This window comes from Spirosoma sp. 48-14 (assembly GCF_001898575.1).
Taxonomy (GTDB): Bacteria; Bacteroidota; Bacteroidia; order Cytophagales; family Spirosomataceae; genus Spirosoma.
On record NZ_MKUD01000059.1, the window covers coordinates 58,181 to 64,256 of the forward strand.

Sequence of the window (6,076 nt, forward strand, 5' to 3'; positions counted from 1 at the left end):
ACGGATAACCCAAACCGTGCTAAAGCGTCCCGGTTAAAGGATACGACAATCTGTGGTAATCCCGACACCTGTTCCACATAGAGATCGACAGCGCCGGGAACGGTCGATGCGATGCGCCCGATCCGGGCGGCATAATCAGCCAGAACGCCTAGGTCCTCTCCAAACAGTTTAACCGCAATGTCCTGCTTTACCCCGGATATTAACTCACTAAACCGCATTTGAATAGGTTGCAGAAAGCCAAAACTTACACCAGGAATCTGTTTGAGCTTATCCCCCATTTTATCGGCCAGTTCTTCGCGACTTTTGGCGGAGGTCCATTCGGATCGATCTTTCAAAATGACCATTAAATCAGTAGCTTCAATGGGCATAGGGTCCGTTGGAATTTCACCCGCACCGGTTTTACCAATGGTTTCAATGACCTCTGGAAAGTTCTTTTTTAATACTTTCCCTGCCTGCAAGGAGGCATCGGTTGACTGAGAGAGCGAGGCCCCGGTCATAACCCGTGTTTCCACAGCGAAATCGCCTTCATCGAGTTGAGGGATAAACTCTCCCCCCAACCGGCTAAAGATCAGCATAGCCCCTACAAATAACGCAACGGAAAAGCCAACCACCCACCCTTTATGGTTCAGTGTCCACCGGATAGCCGGCTCATACCCCCGGTGAAAAAAGCCAATGATTCGATCAGATATCGTTTTGGTTCCTTCCTTAATGGGTTTTTTACTTAACAGCAATGCGGAGATCATAGGCACGTAGGTGAGTGAGAGGATAAACGCACCCAGAATAGCAAACGCAACGGTTTGTGCCATCGGCCGGAACATTTTACCCTCAATGCCGACCAAGGCCAGGATGGGCAGATACACAATCAGAATGATGATCTCACCGAAGGCAGCAGACGAGCGAATGCGGCTGGCCGATTCAAAGACTTCATCATCCATTTCTGCCTGCGACAAGTTGTGCCGGTAGTTTTTAAGCGCAATGTGATGCAGGGTTGCTTCCACAATAATGACAGCCCCGTCGACAATAAGTCCAAAGTCGATGGCACCCAAACTCATCAGGTTTCCCGAGACACCAAAGAAATCCATCAAGCCGACGGCAAAGAGCATAGCCAACGGTATGACGGAGGCTACCACCAAACCCGCCCGCCAGTTGCCCAGGAGCAGCACCAGGACAAAAATAACGATCAGCGCTCCTTCAATCAGATTTCGTTCTACGGTACCAATCGCCCGGTTGACGAGTTTCGTCCGATCCAGAAACGCGTGAATCTCAACGCCTTCGGGTAGGGATTTCTTGATCTGATCGATTCGCTGCTTCACATTACCAATTACCTGAGAGGAATTGGCTCCTTTAAGCATCATCACGATGGCACCCACCACTTCTCCTTCCCCGTTACGGGTCATGGCTCCGTAGCGAATGGCGCTACCAAGCTGAACGGTTGCGACATCGCTTACCGTAATAGGGATGCCTCCTGGTGTGCGACGGACCTCAATTTTGGCAATATCGGCGAGATTCGTAATCAGTCCTTCGGATCGAATAAAGTAGGCATTCGGCCGCCGGTCTATATAAGCGCCACCCGCGTTCTGGTTGTTTTTTTCCAGCGCCGTAAATAACTGGTCCATGGTGACCCCAGCAGCCCGCAAACGCTGGGGATTGACAGCGACTTCATACTGTTTTAGCAATCCACCGAAACTGCTCACATCGGCGACACCAGGGGTTCCCAGTAATTGTCGACGGACAATCCAGTCCTGGATGGAACGTAATTCCATGGGCGGATAGCGTTTTTCAAATCCTGGTTTGGCGCGAAGCACATATTGGTAAATCTCGCCTAAACCCGTGGTAACGGGAGCGAGTTCGGGTTCCCCTGCATTAGCTGGTATCTGGGAGCGGGCCTGTTGCAATCGCTCAAAGACCTGCTGGCGGGCGAGGTAGATATCAACCCCATCCTTAAGGACGATGGTTACGACAGAAAGACCAAATCGGGAAATTGATCGTACCTCCAATAGATCAGGTATGGTGGCCATAGTCTGTTCAATGGGAAAACTGATCAGTCGTTCGACATCCAGCGCCGAAAGGGCTGGGCTTTGGGTGATAACCTGTACCTGATTATTGGTGATGTCGGGAAGAGCATCGATGGGTAAACGGCTGAGGGATACACTACCCCAGATAATCAACCCCACCGTGATGATTCCCACAATCAGTTTGTTCTGAATGGAAAAACGGATGATGGCATCCAACATGATTTGTATAAGCTAAGATGGAACAAGCATAAAGCGCCCTCTTTGCAACTTTGTTGCATTAAATAAAAAGGACGTACGAATCCTAACTTAGCCTAGAAGGGGTGGCTGCCAGCTCGACAGGGAAGGAGAAAGCCAAAGCGTGCTTACTGGTGCGAAACAAGCCGTTTGAAAGGGTTGTAGTGAAATAAACCCAAAGGCAAACTGAGGAAGAGCTTCCAGTACGGTACCACAGCAGCTACACACACAAAGGGGGGAACAGTTATCTCCAGTAGCCTGATGAGGGAGATGTTGGTGATTATCCGCTGAAATCGACGCTGATTGTTTATCTGAGCGTAACAAACCGAAGCTGTCGGCACAGGGAAGTACCGAAAGAAACAGCATGTACGCACAAAGAAAGCCGTGAAGCATCGAATTCATTCGGCAAAATTAAGCGTAAACTAAATGCAACGGGTAGTCAAAAATTAGATAAGTACAAATTAATTTGAAAACGTTGCTTCCATAGCTACTTACTCAGCCGATTCACCTGATTGTTCTAGAAAGTCATATACCCTCTTCCAAGCCGGTTTACCCACATCTAGGTTTGCTTACACCCTGATGCACAGGGTTTACTGGGAAAACCGGCCGGGGTGGGCAGCTAATAGCCGATCCTGGGTTAGGGTAGCTAATTGAATCGTGTCGGTCCCGTCCCCCTTGGAGAGCAAACTCCCGTAATGGTTGTAGAGGAAAAAACCCCGACTCCGTCCACAATGCCGGCAAAGGTGTAAGACGAATACTTCTTTACCCTGATATCGAGCCTGATGAACCTCCCAGCCACCATGAGTCGATGGCCAACTATTTACCTGTTGAATGAGTTGATTCAGCCAGCGAAGTTGACGGGTTGGCTGCTTACACCAATGGGGATGCACAGGTGGTAAACTGGTTAGATTAATCAGAAAAACCAACCTCAAATAACTAAAACGGTTCATGGCAACTGGGTTTAGGAGAGTAACCTGCTTATCAGGTGGCCTTGGATTGACCCACGGCTTGATTACAGCTGAGATGGCTGCAAAATAGGCTTTCCCGCTTTGCTGCTAAGATCTCCTCCCCAGTTAATTGAGTTGGCCGGGGAGGAGACGTGCCTTTAGAAATACGTCGAAAAACCAACCTGAAAACCAGCGGTACGAACAGGGGAATTGCCTAATAAATCGGTATCCCACTGGTATCGGTAATTGGCCCGAATAACGGTTGTTGGAGATGGACGGAAACTGATCGCCGGGACAACCGACCAGAGTTCGTCGTAAATATTTTCCCCTGTTTCCTTGAAGGTATCGACATTGTAATCAACCCGTTCAACCCGAAGCGCGACATTAAGGGAGGCTGTATTCCAGCCTAATAACCGTCCGCGAAGTATGGGATGGACAACGTCAACCCAGCCACCTTGCTGTTTGCGACCAAACTGCTGGGTATACGTCGGGGGTACGTTGATATGCGCCCAGACCCATTCTCCCGTAATAAAGGTTCTTGAGGGTAAGGTGGTATTAAAATCAACGGCCCAAACATCCACCCGGCGACGTTCATCTAACACCAAACCGTCATCCTGGAATTTATTATACAATCCGCCCATCCAGGACAGCCCAATTTCGCCAACCTTGCGTCGTTTTAGGGCGGTCTTGAGGGTGACTAGGGGGACCCCGTTGAAACTTTCTTCGAACCGATTGGGACTGGCTTTGGATGCTGGTAAAAAAGTGCGGTTCTGGTTATTGGCGATGATTTGGTCGTCAAATCCATTGGTCAAATAGGCTTCGTAGGCCCACACCCAATCACGGGTGTATTTTTTACCATACACACCAAAGCCCACATTGCTCCACGTAGAAGGAATGATGCGTGTCGAGGACAGCGGACGATCAACAAATTCCCATTTTGGGCCATCGTGGTTTTGATTGAATGAGCCAATTGGATTCATAATAATCCCGCCACGCAGATTCAAAAGCTGATCGAACTGTATATCCATTGCCGCAAACTCGATATTGATTTCCTTCGTCCCATCTTCAAACTCAATCTCTGACAAAAATTTAATTCGTCGATTGATTGTAGCAGCCAAAAAGAGGGTCATTCTGCGCATCTGAAACGAAAGGCCTTCGGTAATTCCGTTCGTTTTCATGTATTGAGTATTGGCTTCTAAATAGCCCCCCACAGAAACGGGTAACTTACCGGTCGATAAAAAGGGGCGATCGTAGGTTGCGTCCATGTTCAGTTTCAACTGTTGGTTCTGACTTCGGTAGGTGGTATCTCGACCAAAAAGGGTGTTCATCGCTCCACTCTGAGTGGAATCGACCTGAGCTACTGCGGGTAGTGTGGCCAGCAGGCTGTAAACAAGTAGCTTATAATTCATCGTCAGGCGATGTGGATGATGATCGTTTGAGGATCGGCTGTAACACGGTAAGCCGTCAGGCTCTTTTCTGCAGGTCCTTCTAAGACCTTGCCAGTTGCGTCATATTCACTGCCATGTGCAGGACAGGTCAAATGCCCATCATGGGCGTTAAGCTCATTGCCCTGATGAGAGCATTTCATTAACACCGCCGAATAATCCGTGTCGCTTCGGCGGTAGAGATAAATGGGAAACGATTGCCCTTTTACTTCAACCAGGACAAAAGGACGTAAGGTGACGTCCCCTTTTTTAGAAACGATCTCAAACTCTTTTCGACTGACTTCGATGGTGTTACCTTTTAAAAGGGGCATTTGGGCATAATACACACTTTTACAGCTGGACAGCAACGTAGATAAGCTGATGGCGCCCAGGCAGGTAGCTCCGCACGTTTTTAAGAAGTTCTGACGAGTGATAGACGTATTCATGGTCATAATAAAATCAGGTTTAGTGGATTATAAAGAGTCAAGAAATAATAGGAGCTGTTCCCGTTCAATCGCTGTTAGTCGGATATAAGCGGCTACAGCTTTGGTTGCCTCACCACCATGCATACGAATTGCCGCGTCAACGGAACGAGCACGGCCATCGTGAAGGAGAAAGAGCTGACCACCCTGCGAATTTTTCGATAAACCTAATCCCCATAAAGGAGGAGTACGCCATTCGGATGTTTTGGCTATGCCTTCCGTATAACCATCGTCCAACCCCTTGCCCATATCGTGTAAGAGTAAATCTGTATAAGGCGCAAAGGTCTGATTTGAGAGTACGGAAATGTCTGATTGCGCAGTGGTCCATTCGGGCGTGTGACATCCGCCACAACCCACTTTGAGAAAAGTTTGCTTACCCGTTACGACATCGGCATCGGTGGCATTGCGTTGAAGAGGCACTTTTAGCGTGCGTAAATAAAAGACAACGGCATTCACCGTCGAACTGGCCACCTCAGGGTCTGGAACACCATCACCTGCTTGGCCTGATACAGCATAATTGATCGGGTCTTCTGGATCGAACTCTGAGGTAATGCCCATATCTTGTTTATAGGCATTGACGGTTTGTTGGAGTAGATCAATGGCTGCCGCTTTTTTCCCAAATCGTCCGATATAATGACCATCCTTGGGTTTATGAAACCATTGGGGTTTGAAATAATGCGGAGGAACTATCCAATTTGGTACCCCAGATATACCATCCCCATCTCGATCATCTGGATCTGCTTGGGCCAGGATTTGTGCATCGGTCAACGCAGCCAGGAGTCCAAGCCCGGTATTGGCAGGAGGCATAAACCGTGACGAGGTGGCACCGGCTGGAATTACTTCGGCGGTTAAGCCTGGTATTGCACGATTTTGCAGCTGCGGACCGCCTTGGTCCATGAATTTGTTGCCGGTCTCATCGGCCTGCCCAAAGCGGGTTAAGGTGGTAAACGGGTGCCCTTTGCCATCCCCTGTGT

6 protein-coding genes are annotated in these 6,076 nt (G+C 48.9%); all 6 read right to left on the bottom strand.

Translation table 11 applies throughout. From position 1 onward, the window contains the following. On the bottom strand, nucleotides 1-2,234 hold a 2,234-nt coding region (locus BGO59_RS26725), incomplete at its 3' end, for a CusA/CzcA family heavy metal efflux RND transporter (protein ID WP_293688848.1). Between the two features lie 87 nt (nucleotides 2,235-2,321). After that, nucleotides 2,322-2,651 (bottom strand): DUF6660 family protein, encoded by a 330-nt coding sequence (locus BGO59_RS36480; protein WP_367120208.1) that lies wholly within the window; start codon nucleotides 2,649-2,651, stop codon nucleotides 2,322-2,324. Between the two features lie 188 nt (nucleotides 2,652-2,839). Next, on the bottom strand, nucleotides 2,840-3,199 hold the full coding sequence (locus BGO59_RS26730) for a hypothetical protein (RefSeq protein WP_293688789.1): 360 nt from the start codon (nucleotides 3,197-3,199) through the stop codon (nucleotides 2,840-2,842). A 155-nt stretch (nucleotides 3,200-3,354) separates the two neighbouring features. Then, the gene (locus tag BGO59_RS26735) at nucleotides 3,355-4,605 is read right to left on the bottom strand and encodes a hypothetical protein (RefSeq protein WP_293688791.1); all 1,251 of its coding nucleotides are present in this window, start codon (nucleotides 4,603-4,605) and stop codon (nucleotides 3,355-3,357) included. A gap of 2 nt (nucleotides 4,606-4,607) precedes the next feature. Beyond that, nucleotides 4,608-5,072 (bottom strand): Rieske (2Fe-2S) protein, encoded by a 465-nt coding sequence (locus tag BGO59_RS26740; protein ID WP_293688793.1) that lies wholly within the window; start codon nucleotides 5,070-5,072, stop codon nucleotides 4,608-4,610. Nucleotides 5,073-5,093: 21 nt separating this feature from the next. Continuing rightward, the coding region (locus BGO59_RS26745; protein WP_293688795.1) for a di-heme oxidoredictase family protein at nucleotides 5,094-6,076 on the bottom strand (983 nt) is incomplete at its 5' end.